Below are 19,761 nucleotides of genomic sequence, written 5' to 3' on the forward strand. Positions count from 1 at the left end.
GGGCGCCGCGGCGCCCGTTTCTTTACCGCTCGTTCCCTACGACTCACGCGTTCGACGCCTCGCGCTGCCACAGACTCGACGCATAAGCCGACTCGTCGAAATCAGCCGGTACGTCCGCGGCCAGACGCGCCGCGTGCGAATCGAGGTCGGCGATAAACAGATCGCGGCTGATACGCCGCACCACGGCGGGAATATCGCGCTTCATGCTGGGCACGTCGCCCACCGGCACACCCGCGCTGACAAAGCCGGCCGGGTTATAGACGTGAATGTCCTGCAGATACGGCGCCGCGCCCGGCGTTTTCTCCAGGTATTCGAGCGCGGCACCGAGATACGGATGCGCGCCGAGTCCTTCGTCGGCGTCGTTCGAAGGCGGCGTGTACTGGTCGCGCCACAAACGGATCTGCGCGGCGAAATCCGCGAGTTCGGGCCTCGCCGACGGGTCGATGAAATAGCCCGTGCCCGCAATCGCGAAATCGAATTCGAAGGTTTCGTACGATACCTGCGCCACGATGCGTCCATTCGCTTCGTGCGCGCTTTGCCACTGCGCGCCGGTGTGCAGATGGAAGTTCGGAAAGCGCGTGACGCGTTGAATCGAATCCAGCGGCGCGGTCGATCCGGAGCGCTTGAAGCGAAGCGCCTGCGACCAGCGTAACGCGTCCGGCAGATCGAAGTAGTTGTCGTAGGCGCCGGGATACGCGCGGGCGCGCGAGACCGGCACGGCGGCCAGCGTCGTGCGGCGCACGAACAGATGCACACTGCCGGCTCCCGCTTCGAGCGCGGTGGCGGCAGCATCGAACGCGGAAGCCGCGCCGCCCAACACCGCAACCGACTTGCCGCGCAACGCCGCGAAATCGATGGCCTGCGAGGTGTGCGCAACATGCGTATCCGGCAAGGACGCCAGCACACGCGGCACGAAGGCGCCGCCGTTTCCCGCCACGCCATTGCACAGCAACACCTTGCGCGCCGTTTCGACGTGCGCGCTGCCGTTCACGTCGAGATGCAGACGAAAATGCGTGCCCTGCGGCTCGATCTTCACGAGCCGCGTTCCGTAGCGAACCGACACGTCGAGAAACTCGCGATACCACGCCAGATACCGCGCCCACTGCTCGCGCGGAATGCGGTCGATCTCGCGATACGACGCCGCGCCGAAACGCGCCTCGTGCCAGGCCTGAAAGCCGAGTCCCGGCAGACCGCCCTCCGGCCCGACCAGCGACTTCGGCGTGCGCAGCTTGTTCATACGCGCACGCGTGAGCCACACTCCGGCCTTCGACGCGTCCTGCGCCGCATCGATCACGCCGACGCGGCCGATGCCCGCCCTCCGAAGCGCAAACGCGAACGCCGAACCGGTCTGGCCGCCGCCGACGATCAACACGTTATGGTCGATGCCGGGACGGTCCGGCACCCAGTTGTCAGGAGCGGGACCGAGCAGTTCCAGTGTGCGGCGCGCTTCGTCGTCAGCGGCGTCATCGTGATGGAGTGTCTGTGTCATCGATCAGTTTTCCTTGTTGGCATATTGCCGGTGCAAATCGAGCAGACGATGCGACGGCGGCATGTGCCACTTGTTGCCCTCGTCGATCAGAAAGCCGGTGCGGTGCCAGTCCTTGACGATCGCGTCGAACGCCGTCACGGTATCGGTTTGTCCCTTGCGCACCCAGATCACCGAGGGCGAAGGAATCAGTTGCGTCGTGAAGGGCGACTCGTAGTCCTTCCACTCGCCCGAAGTGCTGGCGAGCCGTGCCTGAATGCCTGGCGTCACGTGCACCGACGCCACGCAACTGCCGCCGCGCAATGCGAGCAGCGCTTCGGGCATGCCCTTGAACGCCTTCACCTGCGCACCGTATTGCTCGATCAGCGGCTTCGTGTAGTTGCTGCCCTGCGAGACGCACACCGGCTTGTCGCGCAAGTCCGCCCAGTCGTGAATGCCCGACCCTTTGTGGATCATCGCGGAGCCGCCGATTTCTTCGAACGGTGTGGGGACGTAGCTGAGAATCTCGTCGCGTTCCTTCGTGTACTGCATGCTCGCGATCAGCGCATCCACCTTGCCCTGCTGGAGAAATTGCACGCGATTCGGCGGCGTGACTTCAACGGCTTCGAACTTCACGCCAAGATGTTGTGCCAGGCTTTCGCCGAGTTCGACGTTGTAGCCGATCGGCTTGCGTGTCACCGGATCGAGCGAGCCATAGGTGCCGTCGAGCACGACGCCGACCACGAGCGTGCCGCGCGCCTTGATGCGATCGAGCGTCGCGTCGGCGTGCGCCGTGTTGAGCCACGCGCTACCGGCGAGCGCAAGCGTCAACGCCACGAAAAGGGGGGAACGGTGCTTACTTTTGAAAAAACCGGATGTCATAACTGGCATGTCAGTGAGTGATTTCGGCGGCGGATGTCTGCGCTTCATCCGGCACGCCGATGCGGAAGTGGTCGAGTTCGTCCGGCGCGCATTGCGCGATCAGGCCGGTCTCCCATGCAAGGTAAGCACGCGCGGCGTCGAGATTGCCTTCGTGCCGGTCGTGGACGAAAAACAGATGATCGATACGTTCGCTGTCCGCCGGGCTATCCGGCGACGATGCGAGCGGCAAGCCCGCTTCGGCCCAGGTCGCGATGCCGTCTGCCGCGACCGACACCGCCGTAAAGCCCGCTTCGTGCAGATCGCGTGCCGCCAGTGCCGCGACCGCCGGCGTCTCGGCAAACAGCACGACTGCATCGCCATGATTCGCCCGTGCCAGCGTGTCGGGCAGCTTCGGTCGGATCGACCAGCGCGCCCCGGCTGCGTGCTGTTTGCGATAAGCCGCGCTCGTGCGCAGATCGACGAGATGCAGCGCGTGACCGTGTTTAGCGCTCAGATCGCGCAAACCGCCTGCGTCGATGGAAACCGGATCGAACGACACCGCATGACGTAGCGCGTTTTCCGACGCGGCGCGCTTCAGATGCGCGGCGTCGCGCGCGGCGACGAGTGCGGTCTCGTAACCCAGTTGCACGAGCCACGTCGCGATCACGGGTGCGCGCACCTCGTCATGATCCACCAGCAGCACGCGCGCGCGACGCACGCCGATGGTCTGATCCGTCGCCTGCAACAGTTGACCGCCCGGCGCATGCACCGCGGCCGGCACGCCGTCCTGCGCGTATTCCGCGGCGCTGCGCACGTCGAGCAGATAGGTGGTGCGTTCTGCCGCATCGAGCCACGCCTGCGCGTCGTTGCGATCGAGCGTTGTCAGAGCAAAACGCGTAGCCAGTTCCGCGGCACGGCGACGCGCGTCGGACAATGTGTCTTCACCGACCGCGTCCGGATAGCTGCGCACGCTGCCGTGCTCCAGCGTCAGACCGGCAAGCGCCCAGCCTTGGGTGCCGTTTTCGAGCGCCACCACCGGATTCGGCACGCCGAAACTGCGCAACAGTTGCGCCCCGATGATGCTGCGCGTACGCCCCGCGCAATGAATCACGATCGGCGTTTGCGGATTGGCGGCCAGTGCGCCGATGCGATACGCCAATTCGCCATTGGGACAACTCACCGCGCCGGGAATCGCCATCTTCGTGTGTTCTTCGAGCGTGCGGCCGTCGAGCAGAACGAGTGGCGTGCCCTCGGCCTGCTGCTTCGCGAGCTCCGCCGCCGAAACATGCGGCGTGCCGTAAGCATGCTCGACCAGTTCGCCGAATGTTTTCGACGGCAGGTTGACGCCTTTAAAAAGCGTATAGCCCGCTTGCTGCCAGGCGCGCGCGCCGCCGTCGAGAATCGCCACGTGCGTGTAACCCAGCGCGCCGAGGCGGCGGGCTGCGCGACGCGCAATGTCGTTGTCGTCGGCGCCGCTGTCGAGCAGCACGACGCGCACATCGCGGCGCGGCGCGAGTCGTTCGACATCGAGTTCGAGACGGCTATACGGCAACGGAATCGCGAAGAACGGATGGCCTTCGCCGAACTCGCCGGCTTCGCGCACATCGAAAAGCGCGATTTCATTCTGGTCGTTCAACCATGCGCGCACGGTCGTCGCGGGAATCAGCGTGAAGTTGTCTGCCATGGGGTATCAGTGAGCAACAGGAAACAGAGGGAAGCCGCGCGCGCTTATTTGAGTACGCGACGAAATGCTTGACGCAGATCGGCGATCAGATCGGCGGGGTCTTCGAGACCGACGTGAAGCCGCACGACCGGCCCGGTGCCGCGCCAGTAGCTGTGCTCGCCCAGGCGTGACGGCGGCGCGATCAGCGCGAGGCTTTCATAGCCGCCCCACGACGCGCCGATGCCGAAGAGCCGCAGGGCATCGACGAACGCGCTCGCCTCGGCTGCCTGCGCGTGACGGAACGCGAATGACACGAGACCGTTGGCGCCGCTGAAATCGCGCTTCCATAGCGCGTGACCGGGATCGTCCGGCAACGCGGGATGGAACACGCGTGCCACGACATCGCTTTCAGTCTGCAGATAGCGGGCAATGTCGAGCGCGTTGCGGCCGTGCTGCGCGAGCCGTACGGCCAGTGTGCGGATGCCGCGCAGCGCGAGGTAGGCATCGTCGGCGCCGACACTCAGGCCGAGCGCGTCGTGCGTGTCGAACAGGCGGCGGCCGAGTGCCGGGTTCGCGGTCGAGACCGAGCCCTGCATCAGGTCGGAGTGACCGCCGAGATACTTGGTGATGGCCTGGATGGAAATATCGGCGCCGAGCGCGAGCGGCCGATACAGCAATCCCGCGCCCCATGTGTTGTCGGCGGCGAGCAGCACACCATGCTCGTGGGCGAAGGCCGCGAGCGCGGGCAGATCGATCACTTCATACAGGAACGACGAGGGCGACTCCGCGTAGATGAGCCGCGTGGCGGGCCGCAGATGAGCAACCGGCACGCCTTCACTCGCGTTGAAATACGTGAAGGACACGCCGAGTCGTGTGAGCAGCGGCTCGATGCGTTCGCGCACCGGACCGTAGACGCTGTCCTGCACCAGCACATGATCGCCCGGCGACAACAACGCGATGAACACCAGCGACACGGCCGACAGCCCGGACGGTGCGAGCAGCACTTCGCTCGCACCTTCGAGTTCGCCGATCGCGGCTTCGAGCGCGCGATGCGTCGCCGTGCCGTGGCGTCCATAGGTGCTGACAGCCTCGCCCGCTTCGCGCCGCCGATGCAAGGCCACGCGGTCGGCGTTCTGCTCGAAGCGAACCGTGCTGGTCCGCACGACCGGCACGTTGACGGGCGCGGCGCCGTTCTCGAACGGCGGCGAGCCGGCGTGGATCACGCGCGTCAGCAAACCATCGTCGCGCGCCGACATCAGCCGACCGCCTGCGTGGCGCGCTGCATGTGCGTGGCGTTGTAACGCACCACGAGGCCCGTATCCGTTTCAAAGCCGAGACGGCCAGTGAGCGTTTCGAGCGGCCTTCCGTACAGATGAAAATGCAAGGTCGGTTCGGCGCCGCCCACGTGAATGCTGTGGATGTCGTCGGGCAAAAAGGCGATCGGCACACCGGGACGCACCACTACCTCGCGCGCCACTTCGAGCTTCGCGCGATCCGGATCGCGGCCGTCGTCGAGACGACGGTAGACGCGGTTGAGTTCCGCGCCGTCGATCGCCGCGATCACGGCCCACGTATCGTGATTGTGCGGAATCGTCGTCTTGCCCGGCAGCAGCGAATTCAGGTAAAGCGCGAATCCGTCTTCGCCGGGATTGAGCCGGTAGCGGGTCGATGTATCGCCGCTGCCCGCTTGCGGCGGCGGAAAATCGGCGGCATCGAACAGCGTGCGATGTTGCGCGAGTTCGAGGAGAAGCCCGCTGAGCACGTCGAGTGCTTCGCGCGTGACGCCTTTCTCTTCGATGGTCCGGCGCGCGTCGGCGAGCAAGGTTTGAACCGCTGCGCGCCGCCGGGTGGCAATGTCGTTCGTGTCGTTTTGCGCGGCTTCGTTGCCGGTGTTCGTGATGGTCTGGGTCGTCGTCATGATCGTGTGGATTCGATGAATTACCTGAAGAGAATTCGCGCGCGCGAACGTTCAAGCGCGGTCGCGCGCACGCGCCACGCGGTCTTCGCCGCGAGCGCGCTGCAGGAAGAGCCGCGTTCTGTCGTTGGCCGGATTGCCGAAAATGTCGGCCGAACTGCCGTGCTCCACGATCACGCCGCCTTCCGTGAAAAACACTTCGTCGCTGATGTCTTCGGCAAAGCGCATTTCATGGGTGACCAGCACGCAGGTCTGTCCTTCGTCGGCGAGTTCACCGATCACGTTGAGCACTTCGCCCACGGTTTCGGGATCGAGCGCCGAGGTGACTTCGTCGAACAGGATCAGATCGGGCCGCATGGCAAGCGTGCGCGCAATCGCCACGCGCTGCTGCTGGCCGCCCGACAACGCGCCCGGATAAGCGCGGGCCTTGTCGGCGAGACGCACTTTGGCGAGCAAGGCATGCGCGTCGCTTTCCGCTTCGGCGCGGCTGCGGCCGAGCACACGCATCGGCGCGATGGTCAGATTCTCCAGCACGCTCAGATGCGGAAACAGGTTGTACTGCTGGAACACGAAGCCGATGCGTTTGCGCAGCGCAATGCGCTGGGCGTCGGTTTTCTGCGCGCGCACATCGATCCCGTCGACCGTGATCTCGCCGCTTTGCGGGGTCAGCAGACCGTTGATGCAGCGCAGAATCGTGGACTTGCCGGAGCCCGAAGGTCCGATGATCGACACAGCCTGACCGCGACGAACCGCCAGATCGATGCCCTTCAGTACCGGCGTGCTGCCATACGACAGATGCACGTCGCGCAGCGAAAGCAATGCAGGCGTGGACGCTGCCACGAGCGCGGCACGCTCCTCCAGCGCTATACCGTTCATACCGCCTCCGTGAGGGTAGGTTGCGAACTGCTGAACCCGGCGTCGTGCCGCGTCAACGCGGCGACCGCGGCCGCCAGACGCGTTACGCCTTCGACGATTGCCTCGCGCCCGGCCACGAACGACACACGAAAATGATCGGGCACGCCGAACGAGGTGCCGTCGACCACCGCGAGTCCGTGTTCGTAGAGCAGGAAGTCGACCAGATCGACATCGCTGCGGATCGTGCGACCGTTCGCGGTGATTGCGCCGATCAGCGCGCTGCAATCGACGAACGCGAAGAACGCGCCCTGAGGCGCGACGCAACTCAGGCCGTCGATGCGGCTCAGTGCGGCGAGCAGCAGATCGCGGCGTTCGCGATACGCCGCCACCGAGTCGCGCACGAAACGCTGATCGCCGCGCAAGGCGGCGGCGAGCGCGGCCTGTGCGATCGACGAAGGCGCCGAACTCGATTGCGACTGGACGATCGTCATCGCCTGAATCAGTTCGACCGGACCGGCGCCGTAGCCGATACGCCAGCCTGTCATGGCGAACGGCTTCGAGCCGCCGTTGACGATCAGCGTGCGGTCGGCAAGATCGGGCGCGAGCGTCAGCAGATGCTCGCGGGAGCCGTCGTCGAAACGGATGTGTTCGTAAATTTCGTCGAGCAACACCCACACGTGCGGATGACGGCTCAGCACCGCGGCCAGCGCGAGCAATTCGTCCGCGTCGTACACCGCGCCCGACGGATTCGACGGCGTGTTGAGGATCAGCCAGCGCGTGCGCGGCGTGATCGCCGCGTCGAGGCGCGCCGGCGTCAGCTTGTAGCCGTCTTCACGCAGACCGGCGAGCAGAACGGGCGTACCGTCGTTGATCGACACCATGGCCGGAAACGATTGCCAGAAAGGTGCCGGGACGATGACCTCGTCGCCGCTGCGGAGCGTCGCGGCGAACGCGTTGTAAATGACATGCTTGCCGCCATTGCCCGCGATGATCTGCGCCGCCGGATACGACAAGCCGTTTTCGCGCGCGAGTTTTTCGCTGATGGCGTTGCGCAGATCCGCCGTACCCGCCTGCGCCGTGTATTTCGTTTGACCGGCGGCGAGCGCGGCAATGGCGGCGTCCTTGATCGACTCCGGCGTGTCGAAGTCCGGCTCGCCCGACGTCAGCTCGATCACCGTGCGGCCACTCTCGGCCAGCGCCTGCGCGCGCGCCTTGGCCGCGGCGTTGGGCGCGATGCCGATACGGGCCGCTCGCTCAGAGAGAATCAGTTTGCTCATCCGTTGTCCTGTCGTGTTGTGCGGCGGCGTAGCGTTGCAGCGCAGGGTTTGCGGCAGTGCCTTGCAGCGCATAGGGCCGAACGCCGGGCGTGGGAATTGCCCGGCCAGCAGCGAATCATTCTATGAACGCGGCCGGCATTCGCTAACCAATGAATGAGCGAAACCTTATCTACCGATCTGCTATGTGACCGGAAATCCTGCATCAACACGCCCGTCCACGCTTTAACGTCTCCGTGCTTTGCTTAGCAGATTCATTTCGTTTGTCGCCGGCGAAGTTTGCTCTAGGGTGTGCGCTGAAATGGCGTGGTCACACGACTCGCGCCCCACCACCCCCACTCTCCGATCGCTCATGACATTCCTGAAAGCGGCACGAAGCCAATCCATCGTCCGGCGCGCCTCGATCGCGGCCATCGTCACCGCTGCTGCCGTTGGCTCGCAGGCTTACGCCGACCAGACGCTCGACAAGATCGCGTCGCGGCATGAAATTTCGGTGGGTGTGCTGCTCGCCGGCAGTCCGTTCGGCTCGCTCGATCCGCAGACGCAGCAGCCGCGCGGCATGAACGTCGACCTTGCCAACGACATCGGCAAGCGGCTCGGTGCGAAGGTCCAGCTGGTGTCGGTGCAACCGTCGACGCGCGTGCAGTTCCTTCAGCAGGGCAAGGTCGACATCCTGATTGCCAACATGGAATACAACGCGCAGCGCGGCGAGATTCTCGATCACGTGGCGACGCCCTACTACCGCGTGGGCGGCACGGCCATCACGCTAAAAACGAGCGGTATCGGCAAGTGGGAAGATTTGCGCGGCAAGCCGGTGTGCATTTCGCAGGGCAGCAGCTATATCCGTCCGATCGTCGAGAAATACGGCGCGATTCCGCGTGCGTTTCCGGGCGCCTCGCAATCCTTGCTGGCACTGCGCGGCGGCAGCTGCGTCGCGGCCGTGCACGACGCTGCACCGTTGCTTTATCCGCTACAGCAGCATGATCCCGAATGGAGCGCCTACCGGACCATCCAGCCGGAGCTGGAACCCGCGCCTTCGGTCATCTGGGTTCGGCAGGGCGAGAAAGACACTGCGGCGAAACTCGACACCATCGTTCGCGACTGGCACAAGAGCGGCTGGCTGATCGAGGACGAAGCGAAAAACGGCCTGACGCCCGCTTCGCCCGCGCTGGCCGAGTGGCATCGTCAGTTGCCGGCGGAGCAATAAACATGGCCGCCTCGCTGAAGGCGCTGTTCGACGCCACCGCACATGCCGGACTCGACTTCCGCTTCCTGCTCGACGCCTACGAACGCGTGCCGTTTCTGCAGGGCATGGTGGTCAGCATCGAAATCGTGGTGTCGACCCTGCTCGGTAGTGCGCTCGCCGGCGTCCTGCTGTTGCTGGCCTTGCGCGGCGGCAACCGCTACATCGCGGGTGCGGCGCGCGCCTTCGTCGAACTCACACGCAACACGCCGACGCTCGTGCAGTTGTACTGCGCATTTCTCGTGCTCAACATGCTGATCACACAATGGCTGCGCGACGCTCACGTCGACAATCCATTCAAGCCGTTCTTCTGGGTCGTGCTGGTGCTGTCGCTGCACAAGGGCGCGTTTCACGCGGAAGCGCTGCGCGCCGGCTTCGACGCGCTGCCGTCGCAAACGCTCGAAGGCGCCGCGTCGCTCGGCTTCGATCGCAGCACGCGCTTCTGGCGCATCGAATTTCCACTGGCGCTGCGCACCGCGTTGCCGGCGCTCGTGAACAACTTCGTCGAACTCGTGAAGGCATCGGCGCTCGCGTCGGCGATCGCGGTGGGCGACATCACATATCAGTCGATCATGATCTGGACGCAACGCGACAACGTGCTCGCGCTGATGATCCTGATCCTCCTGTTCTTCGGTGTACTGACGTGGCTCGTCAGCCTCGCGGGGCGCTGGATCGAACGACGTCTCTGGATTCCCGGCTATGGCGCCTGAAACGATGACTAGTTCGACCCTTCCTGAAATCGTCGCGGCCCGCGACGAAGCAACGCGAGGCAGATCGCTCGCGCGCAGTCTGACGTCCGGCGCGGCCGCCGCATTCGGCGTGCTGATCGTGGGGGGTCTGTTGTGGGCGTTCGCGCCCGAAACCGGATCGCGCGGCGAGACGCTGGCGCGCTTCGTCGAATGGACGCCGGCGCTGGCGCACGGCTTCGCGCTCAATGTGCTGATCAGCCTCGGCGCCATTGCGATCGGCTCGGTGATCGGGCTCGCCATCGGCGCGCTGGCACTGTCGCAAACTTTCGTGGGACGCCTGGCGCGGCTATGGGTCCAGGCGTTTCGAAACGCGCCGTGGCTGGTGTTGATCTACTTCACCACCTACGTGTTTCCGTTCGAATTCACGCTATTCGGCACGACCTTTCCCTTCCCCGACTGGCTGAAGGTGACGCTCGGCCTGGCCTTGCCCGCCAGCGCGAATATTGCCGAAGTGTTTCGCGGCGCGGTGGCGTCCATTCCGACCACGCAGTGGGAAGCGGCGAGTTCGCTCGCTTTTTCGCGCGCACAGATTCTCTGGCACATCGTGTTGCCGCAATGCGTGCGACGCATGCTGCCGCCGTGGATGAACGTCTACGCGATCATCACGATGGGCACGGCATTGTCTTCGCTGGTCGGCATTCACGATCTGATCGACACGGCGCAGATCGCGAGCAGCACCGTGGCCCGTTCGAGCTTCACGGTGCTGAGTTATGTCGCCACGCTGGTGATATTTTTCGCGTACTGCTATCCGATATCGCAATTCACGCGCTGGCTGGAAAAGCGCTTCGTCGCGAGCTGAGTGTCGACGCATGAATTACCGTCCCGTCTCCCGCGAGGAGAGACGGGACGCGATTCCCATCAGAAATCGATTTGCGCGGACAGCAGCACGGTGCGCGGCGCGGCGTTCGTCACGTACGTGCCTTGCTGCATCCAGTAGCGGCTGCCGAAGAGGTTTTCGATGTTCGCGCGGAACACCACGTCTTTGCTGGCGACTCGCGTGCTGTAACGCAGGCCCACGTCGTAACGCGTCCACGCCGGCAGACGCAGCGCGTTGCTCGAATCGTAGTACTGCGCGCCCGTGTGAATGATCCGGCCGTTCACGCTCAAGCCTTGCAGCCACGGCAGATCGTAGTCCGCGCCGAGGTTGAAGGCGAACTTCGGCACGCCGCCCGGCGCGTTGCCGTCCTGCGTGCCGCCTGCCGTACCCGACACCTTCGGATCGTAGAACGTCGCGCTCGCCATCAGGCGCAGACTGCGGAACACTTCGCCATACGCCGCCAGTTCGAGTCCGCGAATACGCGTCTTGCCGTTGTAGCCGTAGAGGTTCGTCACCGGATCGGTGACGGCGTTCGGCTGCGCGATCTGGAACACCGAGACCGACGTCAGCACGCGTCCCCAGTCCGCCTTCACGCCCGCTTCGTACTGGTTCGACTTGTACGGCGCGAACGCCTGACCCGCGTTGGCGGTGCCGGCCGGCGCCGTGCCGCCGTTCGACAGGCCCGAGGTGAAATTGCCGTACACCGAAATATTCGACAGCGGCTTCACGACGATGCCGGCGAGCGGCGTGATCGCCTGCTGGTCGATCGAGCTTTGCTGCGCGCCGGAAGTCGGATCGTAGTTGTCCTGGCCGATCGTCTGGCGACGCAGGCCGCCGGTGATCAGCAGACGGTCGTTGAAGAACGACATGGTGTCGATGATCTGCTGGCTGTTCAGGCGCGTCTGGCTGCTGCGCTGCATGTCGCCGCGCGGCGTATCGACGGGTGCGAGCGGCGTCGGTGCATACAGGCTCGATGCCACCGCCGTCGATCCCAGCGCATAGAAATAGCCGACTTCCTGGTTCAGGCTCGTCACGCCGGTCACCAGCGTGTGCTTCACGCCGAAGGTATCGAAGTGAAAGCGCAGGCCCGCGTCGACAGTCTTGGTGCGCGTGTACTGGTCGTAGTAGCCGTTGTACACGTTGAACGCGCCCGCCGAGGTCATGTCGCTCGCGTACGGGAAGTTCTGCGCAGACGTGCCGTAGTGTTCGCCCGCCGCGCCGTACACCGTCACGTACTGGTTGATGTCGTATTCGGCGCGTGTCATGACGGCCGAATCGCGCAGCTTCAGCTTCGAGCCGGGATAGAGATTGCTGTAGCCCGACGGCGCGGCCGGTACGGAAGTCGCGCTGCCGAAGCCGATCTGCGAGCGGAATTCGTCCGTGTTTTCGGAGACGTTGTACGCGTCGAACGACCAGCGCAGTTTCTTGCCGCGATAGTCGAGGCCGATCGCGCTGTCGCCCTGCAACTGGTTGCCGTGCGCGATGCTCGTCTGGCCGTCCTTGATCTGGCCGTTGAAGCGGATGCCCCACTGGCCTTCGTCACCGAAACGGCGGCCGACGTCGGCCTCGACGCCGAACTGTCCGCGCGACTGATACAGGGCCGTGAGGCGCGTGAGCGGCGTGTCGTCGGCGCGCTTGGTGACGATATTGATCGCGCCGCCGACGCTGCCGCCGGGTCCCATGCCGTACATCAGCGAACCCGGACCTTGCAGCACTTCCACGCGTTCAAGCAGATTCACCGGCACGCGCGCCGCCGACACCATGCCGTACAGACCATTGAGCGCCACGTCGGTCGGCTGCACGTCGAAGCCGCGAATCTGGAATACGTCGCCGAAGCCGCCGCTGCTCTGCTCCGTGCGCACCGAGGCGTTGTTCACCACGAGGTCGCCGATGGTGCGCGCCTGGGTGTCCTCGATCATCTGCTCCGTGTAGTTGGTCGTGCTGAACGGCTGGCTCATCACGTTCGAAGTCCCGAGCACGCCGAGGCTGCCGCCGCGCGCGACCTGTCCGCCTGCATAGGCGGCCGGCAGATCACCGGCTTCCGCCGTGCCTTTGACCACGACCGCGGGAAGCGTTGTCGCTTGCGTCGCCGTGTCGGCCGTCGCCGGGGCGCTTTGTGCGTAGGCACTCGCCTGCAGGGCGGCCGCGGCGACCAGTCCCACGAAAAGGCGTTCGACTGCGCACGACACCGCGGTGCGCCGGCTGGCTCGTTGTTGTGTGTTCCGTTGCGACATAAGACTCTGACTTTCCCCGGTCGAAATGTGTGATGACCCAAAATGCACGAATGCGAATCATTTGCAATTGTAGGGTTAGTAATTAAGTGACCGCTACGAAATTCGTTTCTTTCGATTGGGGATCGTTGTAGCGATGCGACGCCGGAGGTCGCGCGTGGACGGGAAAACGCCGCGCCAGAACCGCTGATTCGACCTCGGCCGCAGCGCGGAAATCCTTGCTGGGCGGGGAAGATCGAGCTTTGGCGTGCTTGAGAAAAGCTAACGAAAAACGAGCCGCCGGACTTGCCTTACCGGGGCTTACCGCGACTTACCTGTGCTTGTCGTCACCGGATGATCGGGGCTTTCCGATCAGGCGAGCGCCTGAAAGAATCAGCAGCGCGAGCGCCAGACTGAGGATTGCCGTCGCTTCGCGGCCCATGCCGGCCGCCATGCCGATACCGGCGGCCATCCACAGACTGGCCGCCGTGGTCAGGCCGCGCACTTCGCGTTCTGCGTTGAGTTTGATGATCGCACCCGCGCCGAGAAAGCCGATGCCCGACACCAGCCCCTGCAATACGCGGCTCAGATTGTCTTGCGAAAATCCCGCCTGCAGCGGCACGAGCACGAACAGCGCGGACCCCACCGACACCATCATGTGCGTGCGAATGCCTGCATCGCGGCCAGCCATTTCGCGTTCGAAACCGAGTATGCCGCCGAGCGTCAGCGCCACCGATAGCCGGATAAAAAGCTGCGTCAGGTTCGCCGGATCGTCCAGATCGGCGAATTCGGCCTGAGCCGTTTGCCACACCGTTTGCCACCATCCGGTCATGGTTTGTCTCTGTGAGGACGCTTGTCGCGCAGACGGAAACGCTCAGAACGCGAGTCCGGCAACCTGCCCGCGACGAACCGCTGCGCGGGTAGTCGAATCTACCGCAAATCCGCCCGCACCCGAATCCGCCGAAGCACCGACCTTAAAGATCGACACGGCCACCTTCAGCGCTTCGGCCTGATCCGCCATCGCCTGCGCGGCGGCGGTCGCCTGTTCGACGAGCGCGGCATTCTGCTGCGTGACTTCGTCCATCTGCGTCACGGCCACGTTGACCTGCTCGATGCCGGTGGTCTGCTCGACCGACGCGGAAGCGATTTCGCCCATGATGTCGGTCACGCGTTGAACCGCGCGCACCACTTCGCTCATGGTCTGTCCGGCGTCGTGCACGAGTGCCGAACCGGTCTGGACATGCGATACGGACGTCTCGATCAAATCCTTGATCTCCTTCGAGGCACTGGCGCTGCGCTGCGCGAGCGTGCGCACTTCGCCGGCCACGACCGCGAAGCCCCGGCCCTGTTCGCCCGCGCGCGCGGCTTCGACCGCGGCATTCAGCGCGAGAATATTCGTCTGGAACGCGATGCCTTCGATAACCGCGATGATCTCCGCCACCTTCGACGAACTCGACGAAATATCGTCCATCGTGCTCACCACGCGATGCACCACGTCGCCACCCGTGGAGGCTGTCTGCGAAGCGGTACTTGCGAGCGTGCTGCCCTGGCGCGCGTTGTCGGTGTTGGCCTTGACGGTCGAGGTCAGCTCTTCCATGCTCGCGGCGGTTTCCTCGAGCGAAGCCGCCTGCTCTTCGGTACGTTGCGAGAGATCGAGGTTGCCCTGCGCAATCTCCGCGGCCGCCACCGAAATGGATTCCGCCGACGCCTTGATGCCCGTCACGATGGTCGTGAGACGTGCACGCATCGATTCGAGCGACGCCATCAGACTGTGCTGGTCCCCTTTCGCAAGCTCGACACGAACGAGCAGGTTGCCCGCCGCGATCTCGCCGGCAATGCGCTGGGCCTCGCTGGGTTCGCCGCCGAGTTGACGCAACACGCTCTTCGTCAGAATCACGGCCGTCGCGATCGCGACCAGCACGGACAACGCCACCAGAGAACCCACCAGCACGCGAATGCTGCCATACGTGCCGACCGCTTCTTTCTGCGCCGCGGCGTTTTCTGTTTCTTCCGAGTCCGCCAGTTCAGCCGCTTTCGCGAGCCACACGCGTTGAGGCGGCCGCGCGTCGTTCATGATCGTATGGGTCGCGCCGGTCACGTCGCCGGCGACGGCCTGATCGATGGCCCTGTTCATCGGCGGAACGGCAAGCGCCTCGGTCCGGTCGACCTCGGCCAGCATCTTGCGCTCGTTATCCGTGGTGCTCGCTTCCGTCGAGAACATGTCGTGCAACTGCTTCACGGCCTCGGCGTAAATCTGGTCCTGCTTCCTGATGCGGTCCACTTCGGCAAGCAACTCCTGACGATCCTGCAGGAACGCGAGGTTTCGAACCGCGATCGCGCGATCCTGAATCGACGACTTCAGCACATTGGCGAGACGCGTCTCGGCGTTGTTGACGCGCGCGATGTCGTCGAGGCGGTCGTTCAACTGCGATAAACCGTAGAAAGCCAGGCCGGCCACCACGACCAGCAATAAGGTCAGCAAGGAAAAGCCCGCCACCAGACGAGTCGACAACTTCATGTTCTTCATAGGACTTCCACGAGAAATGCGCGCTACACGGACGCACCGGCTGCGTCCGAGGCCATGTCTTTGCTTACGGCATCACGCGGAAGTTCTGAAGGGTTATCGAAAGCTATTTTTAACCGTCTGGAACAAAGCTTGATCGAGATCAAATTCCGATGCTGAGAAGCCGCGTTCACATGCGACGGGTAAGCATTCGCGCCGCCACTGAAAAGCTAAGCACAAAAAACTGTTTGTCAGTGCCATGGCGTTCAGCCTTTAATAGCTTTCTCCATGCTGGAGCAGCCTTCTTTACGACTCATCCGGAACCGATATGGCCGACGTCACCTATTCCCGCAACAGCCATGTCGATTCGAGCCGCCGCTTTTCCGGCGTATCGAAACGCACGCTGTACCGATGGCTTTCGTGGACCGTGCCCGTGCTGCTGCTCGTGGTGTGGCAGATTTCATCGAGCGCGGGACTGATCGCGCCGCAAGTGTTGCCGTCGCCGGTCAGCGTCGCCGTCACCGCGTTCGACCTCGCGCGTCACGGCGAACTGTTCGTTCACCTTGGCGTTTCGCTGCTGCGCACTGCCGCGGGATTCCTGATCGGCGGCACCATCGGACTCGCGCTCGGCATCCTGGTCGGCTTCTCGCCGCTGGCGCAGGCGCTGCTGGATCGTTCGATCCAGATGGTGCGCGCCATTCCTTTTCTCGCGATGCTGCCGCTCGTGATCGTCTGGTTCGGCGTCGGAGAAGTGGCGAAAATCTTTCTGGTCTCGCTCGCGGTGCTGTTCCCCATCTACATCAACACGATGCTCGGTATTCGCCAGATCGATCCGAAGCTGATGGAGCTGGCGAAAGTGGTGGGCCTGACATGGCGCGCCGTTGTACGGCGCATCATCCTGCCCGGCGCGATGCCGTCCATTCTGACCGGCGTGCGCTATGCGCTCGCGCATGCGTGGCTCGCGCTCGTCATTGCCGAAACACTCGCCACGACCCGAGGCATCGGCTTTCTCGCCATGGACGCCCGCGAATTTCTCCAGACCAACGTCATCCTGTTGACCATGATCATCTACGCCATCATCGGTGTCGCAGCGGACGCGCTGGTGCGTCTGCTCGAAGCGCACTTTCTCTCGTGGCATGCGAACTACGCCAAAGGAGCGCAGCCGTGAGCATCGATCTCGCCCTGCCCCAGCACGCCGCGCCTCCGGCGTCCGTCGCGCCGCGCGACATCCGCTCGCCGCTCGCCGTGTCGGTGCGCGGCCTGCAGCGCCGCTACGGCACGCGGATCGTCATCGACGCGCTCGATCTCGACATTCGCGAAGGCGAATTCGTGGCCCTGCTCGGCGAAAGCGGCTGCGGAAAGACCACGTTGCTGCGCGCGCTCGCCGGACTCGACCGGCCCGACGCCGGGCTGATCCGCGCACCCGAACGGCCCTCGGTCGTATTCCAGGAACACCGTCTGTTGCCGTGGGCGACCTTGTGGGAGAACGTCGCGCTCGGTCATGAAACGACGGTCGGCCGCGCCGGAGCCGCGCGTGCTCTCGCCGAGGTCGGCCTGTCCGGCCGCGAAGACGACTGGCCGCGCAATCTCTCCGGCGGCCAGGCACAACGCGTGGCCCTGGCGCGCGGCCTCGTTCGCGATCCCGCCTTGCTGCTGCTCGACGAACCTTTCGCCGCTCTCGACGCGCTCACGCGCATCAGGATGCACGGCCTCGTCAAGGAACTGGTGGCGCGCCATCATCCCGGCGTGCTGCTGGTGACGCACGACGTCGACGAAGCACTCAGGCTCGCCGACAGGATTCTCGTGATGCGCGCGGGACGCATCGCGGCTTCCTTCCAGCCCAAAGATCAACCATCGCAGACACTGCGACCGATTCTGCTCGAAGAACTTGGCGTTCAGTCTCACTGAGCGCTTTCTGCACGACACCAAGGACCTGATACGGATGAACGATTCTTCATTGAGCCGCCGCCAGTTGTTGCGCGCGGCGGGTGGCCTGCTGGCCGTCGCCGCAACCGGCACTCTGTTTCCGGCACGCGCCGCCGAGCCGCGCAAACTGACGCGTAACACCGACGTAGTGCGCGTGGGATGGGGCTACGGCGCGTTACCGGACATCGCGAAGCAACGCGGCGTGTTCGAAAAGACGCTGGCCGCCAAGGGCATCAAAGTGGAATGGGTCGGCCCGTTCCCGAACCACGCGCCCTCGATTCAGGCCGTGGTCGGCGGCAGCGCCGACTTCGGCTTCTGGGGCTCGACCACGCCGGCGCTGGCCGCGATGCTCGCGGGCTCGCCGCTCGTCTTCAACGCGTTCGACATCTATTCGCCGCGCTCCACCGCGATCATCGTGAAGAAGTCGAGCGGTATCAATTCGGTTGCCGACCTCGCGGGGCGCAAAGTCGCGATCAATCGTTCCGGGCTCGGCGAATTCCTGCTGATCGCCGCGCTGGAAAAGCATCACGTGGACCGCAGCAAGGTCGAGTTCGTCTATCTGAATCCGCCCGACGCAGCGCCCGCGTTTGCGCAAGGCGTGGTCGACGCCTGGTCGATGTGGTCGCCCGCGGTGGACATTGCGCGTCACGCCAACGACGCCAAAGACATTTTCAACGAAGGACGCGACCTCGATTTCCTGATCGATTACAGCTCGCTCGTCACGCGCCGCAAATTTACCGAGCAGAATTCCGAACTCATTCGCGCCGTGCTCGACGCGTATTACGTCGAAGGCGCGTGGCAATCGGCGCACTCCGCGGAGTCCGAGCAACTCGTGCAAAGGGAAGCGAAATACCCGGACCAGGTGCGCGATTATCTGACCAGCCTCAAACGCGTCAATCAATTCCACGAACCGGACGACGCCGCCTTCATCGCACAGTTTCAGCGTGCCGCCGACTGGCTCGCGGATCGCAAGATCATCAATTCGCGGATCAAGGTCGCGGACTACAGCGTCAAGGTTTGAGCGGGCACATCATGGCACTTACGCTTGTTTCACCTTTGTCCGCGAAACTCGGTTTCTCCGACCTCATCACAACGATCGCCTCGGGCGCTGCGGAGCGCGAACGTCATCACCGTTTGCCGCACGAGGAAATCGCGCTGCTCAAGGCGCGCGGTGTCGGCGCGTTGCGCCTGCCCGCCGACGCCGGCGGACGCGGCGTGTCGTTGAGCGAATTGCTGGTGGTCGCGCGCGACCTTGCCGCCGCCGACTCGAATATCGCCCACGCATTCCGCAATCACTTTTTTCAGGTCGAAGCAGCGCTCCGGCGGCAAGATCAGCCGTTTCACGCACATGTTCTCGACCTTACGCGGCAGAAGAAAACCGTCGGACTCAGCTTTACCGAAACCGACGCCGTGGCCGCCGGCGCACGACCCAGCCAGGTGCTGAGCCGGCTCGACTGGGACGCGGCGCGCGGCGCCTATACCGGCTCGGGCGTGAAGGTCTACGCCACCGGCAATCTGTACAACGACGCCTTCGTCGGACTTGCCGTGGAAAGCCGCGAGGGAAAAGCGGTGCAATACGTGCTCGACCGAAACCACGGTGTCGGCACCGAAGACGACTGGCAAGGATTCGGCCAGCAACTAACCGGTTCGGGCACGGCGCGCTTCGATGCGGTGAGCGTGCCTGCCGCTCATCTCTATCCCACCGACCCGCCGCGCACGGACGAAGCCGCGCCCTGGGGCTTCACGTTTCACCAGGTCTATCTGAGCAACTGTATTGCCGGCATCGTGCGGCGCGTCGCGTTGGACGCCGTCGATGTTCTGCGTTCACGTGGACGCAACTTCTATCACGGCGAGGCCGCCCATCCCACCGACGAGCCGGTGCTTCAGGCCCTGCTCGGCCGGATCCGGGCGTACTCGGCGAGTGTCGAGGCAAGCGTCGATCGCGCCGTGTCTGCGCTGCAACGTGCATGGGACGACTACGGCACGGCCGGCGAATACGACAGCACGCTGGCCGCCTCGCTCGCGGCGGCCGAAGCGAAAGTGGTGATAGACGATCTCGCGCCGCAGATCGCCAGTTGGCTGATCGACCTCGGCTCGGGTTCGGTGGTGTCGCGCGTGGGTGCACTCGATCGTCACTGGCGCAATATCAAGGTGATCGCTTCGCACAATCCGCGTCTCTACAAGGAGCGCTTTCTCGGACAGAACCTGCTGACCGGACAGCTTCCGCCGACCGGCGCGTTTTTCTAGGCGCGTTTTTTCAGGCACGTTCCGGGCGCACAC

General features: G+C 64.4%; 17 protein-coding genes. 7 read left to right on the plus strand and 10 right to left on the minus strand.

The genetic code is table 11. The features are described from left to right. Positions 1 to 43 precede the first annotated feature (43 nt). From P3T18_RS21070 to P3T18_RS21100, 7 genes are read right to left on the minus strand one after another with little or no spacing between them, the layout of a single operon-like run. On the minus strand, positions 44 to 1,489 hold the full coding sequence (locus P3T18_RS21070; protein ID WP_429301897.1) for an NAD(P)-binding domain-containing protein: 1,446 nt from the start codon (positions 1,487 to 1,489) through the stop codon (positions 44 to 46). 3 nt (positions 1,490 to 1,492) lie between these two features. Continuing rightward, positions 1,493 to 2,347 carry a transporter substrate-binding domain-containing protein gene (locus P3T18_RS21075; protein ID WP_429301898.1) on the minus strand — a complete coding sequence of 285 codons (855 nt, stop codon included), beginning with the start codon at positions 2,345 to 2,347 and terminating at the stop codon, positions 1,493 to 1,495. Between the two features lie 10 nt (positions 2,348 to 2,357). Beyond that, the gene (locus tag P3T18_RS21080) at positions 2,358 to 4,010 is read right to left on the minus strand and encodes a rhodanese-like domain-containing protein (RefSeq protein WP_429301899.1); all 1,653 of its coding nucleotides are present in this window, start codon (positions 4,008 to 4,010) and stop codon (positions 2,358 to 2,360) included. Between the two features lie 44 nt (positions 4,011 to 4,054). Further along, entirely contained in the window at positions 4,055 to 5,245 is a 1,191-nt protein-coding gene (gene metC, locus P3T18_RS21085) for a cystathionine beta-lyase (protein WP_429301900.1), read from the minus strand. Further along, the gene (locus P3T18_RS21090; protein WP_429301901.1) at positions 5,245 to 5,907 is read right to left on the minus strand and encodes a cysteine dioxygenase; all 663 of its coding nucleotides are present in this window, start codon (positions 5,905 to 5,907) and stop codon (positions 5,245 to 5,247) included. The genes metC and P3T18_RS21090 overlap by 1 nt, the downstream gene beginning before the upstream one ends. Positions 5,908 to 5,958: 51 nt before the next feature. Then, complete coding sequence (locus P3T18_RS21095) at positions 5,959 to 6,780, minus strand: amino acid ABC transporter ATP-binding protein (protein ID WP_429301902.1); 822 nt, start codon at positions 6,778 to 6,780, stop codon at positions 5,959 to 5,961. Continuing rightward, positions 6,777 to 8,036 carry an aminotransferase class I/II-fold pyridoxal phosphate-dependent enzyme gene (locus P3T18_RS21100; protein WP_429301903.1) on the minus strand — a complete coding sequence of 420 codons (1,260 nt, stop codon included), beginning with the start codon at positions 8,034 to 8,036 and terminating at the stop codon, positions 6,777 to 6,779. The genes P3T18_RS21095 and P3T18_RS21100 overlap by 4 nt, the downstream gene beginning before the upstream one ends. A gap of 349 nt (positions 8,037 to 8,385) precedes the next feature. On the opposite strand from P3T18_RS21100, the gene P3T18_RS21105 reads away from it, so the two are divergent. From P3T18_RS21105 to P3T18_RS21115, 3 genes are read left to right on the plus strand one after another with little or no spacing between them, the layout of a single operon-like run. Then, complete coding sequence (locus P3T18_RS21105) at positions 8,386 to 9,240, plus strand: transporter substrate-binding domain-containing protein (RefSeq protein WP_429301904.1); 855 nt, start codon at positions 8,386 to 8,388, stop codon at positions 9,238 to 9,240. Between the two features lie 2 nt (positions 9,241 to 9,242). Further along, positions 9,243 to 9,986, plus strand: coding sequence for an amino acid ABC transporter permease (locus tag P3T18_RS21110; protein ID WP_429301905.1), 744 nt, complete (start codon positions 9,243 to 9,245; stop codon positions 9,984 to 9,986). A 4-nt stretch (positions 9,987 to 9,990) separates the two neighbouring features. After that, on the plus strand, positions 9,991 to 10,824 hold the full coding sequence (locus tag P3T18_RS21115) for an amino acid ABC transporter permease (RefSeq protein WP_429301906.1): 834 nt from the start codon (positions 9,991 to 9,993) through the stop codon (positions 10,822 to 10,824). 59 nt (positions 10,825 to 10,883) lie between these two features. Here P3T18_RS21115 and P3T18_RS21120 read toward each other — a convergent pair whose 3' ends face one another. From P3T18_RS21120 to P3T18_RS21130, 3 genes are all read right to left on the minus strand, one after another. Further along, a complete protein-coding gene (locus tag P3T18_RS21120; protein WP_429301907.1) occupies positions 10,884 to 13,004 on the minus strand; it encodes a TonB-dependent receptor in 2,121 nt (706 codons plus the stop codon). A 379-nt stretch (positions 13,005 to 13,383) separates the two neighbouring features. Further along, positions 13,384 to 13,884, minus strand: a complete 501-nt coding sequence (locus tag P3T18_RS21125) for an MgtC/SapB family protein (RefSeq protein WP_429301908.1) — start codon at positions 13,882 to 13,884, stop codon at positions 13,384 to 13,386. Positions 13,885 to 13,926: 42 nt separating this feature from the next. Continuing rightward, positions 13,927 to 15,579, minus strand: coding sequence for a methyl-accepting chemotaxis protein (locus P3T18_RS21130; RefSeq protein WP_429301909.1), 1,653 nt, complete (start codon positions 15,577 to 15,579; stop codon positions 13,927 to 13,929). Between the two features lie 304 nt (positions 15,580 to 15,883). Between P3T18_RS21130 and P3T18_RS21135 the strand changes: the two genes are divergently transcribed. From P3T18_RS21135 to P3T18_RS21150, 4 genes are read left to right on the plus strand one after another with little or no spacing between them, the layout of a single operon-like run. Beyond that, positions 15,884 to 16,723, plus strand: coding sequence for an ABC transporter permease subunit (locus tag P3T18_RS21135; protein ID WP_429301910.1), 840 nt, complete (start codon positions 15,884 to 15,886; stop codon positions 16,721 to 16,723). Next, positions 16,720 to 17,463 carry an ABC transporter ATP-binding protein gene (locus tag P3T18_RS21140; protein ID WP_429301911.1) on the plus strand — a complete coding sequence of 248 codons (744 nt, stop codon included), beginning with the start codon at positions 16,720 to 16,722 and terminating at the stop codon, positions 17,461 to 17,463. Before P3T18_RS21135 ends, P3T18_RS21140 begins: the two co-directional genes overlap by 4 nt. Positions 17,464 to 17,497: 34 nt before the next feature. After that, entirely contained in the window at positions 17,498 to 18,502 is a 1,005-nt protein-coding gene (locus P3T18_RS21145; RefSeq protein WP_429301912.1) for an NrtA/SsuA/CpmA family ABC transporter substrate-binding protein, read from the plus strand. 11 nt (positions 18,503 to 18,513) lie between these two features. Beyond that, positions 18,514 to 19,728 carry an acyl-CoA dehydrogenase family protein gene (locus P3T18_RS21150; protein ID WP_429301913.1) on the plus strand — a complete coding sequence of 405 codons (1,215 nt, stop codon included), beginning with the start codon at positions 18,514 to 18,516 and terminating at the stop codon, positions 19,726 to 19,728. Positions 19,729 to 19,761: the final 33 nt, after the last annotated feature.

The organism is Paraburkholderia sp. GAS199 (genome assembly GCF_050436585.1).
Taxonomy (GTDB): Bacteria; Pseudomonadota; Gammaproteobacteria; order Burkholderiales; family Burkholderiaceae; genus Paraburkholderia.

What these genes read in the sequence shown, in the direction of transcription:
- P3T18_RS21070 (WP_429301897.1), bottom strand. Translation starts at nt 1,489, where the DNA reads ATGACACAGACACTCCATCACGATGACGCCGCTGACGACGAAGCGCGC.
- P3T18_RS21075 (WP_429301898.1), bottom strand. Translation starts at nt 2,347, where the DNA reads ATGACATCCGGTTTTTTCAAAAGTAAGCACCGTTCCCCCCTTTTCGTG.
- P3T18_RS21080 (WP_429301899.1), bottom strand. Translation starts at nt 4,010, where the DNA reads ATGGCAGACAACTTCACGCTGATTCCCGCGACGACCGTGCGCGCATGG.
- metC (WP_429301900.1), bottom strand. Translation starts at nt 5,245, where the DNA reads ATGTCGGCGCGCGACGATGGTTTGCTGACGCGCGTGATCCACGCCGGC.
- P3T18_RS21090 (WP_429301901.1), bottom strand. Translation starts at nt 5,907, where the DNA reads ATGACGACGACCCAGACCATCACGAACACCGGCAACGAAGCCGCGCAA.
- P3T18_RS21095 (WP_429301902.1), bottom strand. Translation starts at nt 6,780, where the DNA reads ATGAACGGTATAGCGCTGGAGGAGCGTGCCGCGCTCGTGGCAGCGTCC.
- P3T18_RS21100 (WP_429301903.1), bottom strand. Translation starts at nt 8,036, where the DNA reads ATGAGCAAACTGATTCTCTCTGAGCGAGCGGCCCGTATCGGCATCGCG.
- P3T18_RS21105 (WP_429301904.1), top strand. Translation starts at nt 8,386, where the DNA reads ATGACATTCCTGAAAGCGGCACGAAGCCAATCCATCGTCCGGCGCGCC.
- P3T18_RS21110 (WP_429301905.1), top strand. Translation starts at nt 9,243, where the DNA reads ATGGCCGCCTCGCTGAAGGCGCTGTTCGACGCCACCGCACATGCCGGA.
- P3T18_RS21115 (WP_429301906.1), top strand. Translation starts at nt 9,991, where the DNA reads ATGACTAGTTCGACCCTTCCTGAAATCGTCGCGGCCCGCGACGAAGCA.
- P3T18_RS21125 (WP_429301908.1), bottom strand. Translation starts at nt 13,884, where the DNA reads ATGACCGGATGGTGGCAAACGGTGTGGCAAACGGCTCAGGCCGAATTC.
- P3T18_RS21130 (WP_429301909.1), bottom strand. Translation starts at nt 15,579, where the DNA reads ATGAAGAACATGAAGTTGTCGACTCGTCTGGTGGCGGGCTTTTCCTTG.
- P3T18_RS21135 (WP_429301910.1), top strand. Translation starts at nt 15,884, where the DNA reads ATGGCCGACGTCACCTATTCCCGCAACAGCCATGTCGATTCGAGCCGC.
- P3T18_RS21145 (WP_429301912.1), top strand. Translation starts at nt 17,498, where the DNA reads ATGAACGATTCTTCATTGAGCCGCCGCCAGTTGTTGCGCGCGGCGGGT.
- P3T18_RS21150 (WP_429301913.1), top strand. Translation starts at nt 18,514, where the DNA reads ATGGCACTTACGCTTGTTTCACCTTTGTCCGCGAAACTCGGTTTCTCC.